1 protein-coding gene is annotated in these 349 nt (G+C 59.0%); it reads right to left on the reverse strand.

Going from position 1 to position 349, the window contains the following annotated elements; translation table 11 throughout:
• Positions 1-349, reverse strand: a 349-nt coding sequence (locus GXB78_RS27995) for an immunoglobulin-like domain-containing protein (protein WP_329517858.1), incomplete at both ends; no start/stop codon positions are given.

The following is a 349-nucleotide window of genomic DNA, read 5'->3' on the forward strand; positions in this document are numbered from 1 at the left end:
TGTCGTCACGGCCGGAACAGTGCTCGGTACCAGGTTTTCGAAGTTACCACCGGTGGCGCTGGTGATCGTTGCCTGGACGGAGCCGGCGTCTTTGTAGACGTCATCGGATGGCGCAGGAACAGTCGCAGTGCCGGTGGTTTCGCCAGCCTTGATGGTGATCACCGCGCCGTTCGACAAGGTCACGGTCACAGGCGAGCCTGCGGCGTTGGTCAGTGTCGCGGTGTACGTAATCTGACCGCCCTCAGCCACAGAACCGGTCGCGCTCAGCGATAGATTTGTAGTGTCGGCAATGTCTGTGACGGAAGTCGAAACCGGGGTTTTGTCCGCCACCAGATTTTCGAAATTACCA

It is taken from the genome of Pseudomonas moraviensis subsp. stanleyae, from assembly GCF_036283065.1.
Taxonomy (GTDB): Bacteria; Pseudomonadota; Gammaproteobacteria; order Pseudomonadales; family Pseudomonadaceae; genus Aquipseudomonas; species Aquipseudomonas stanleyae.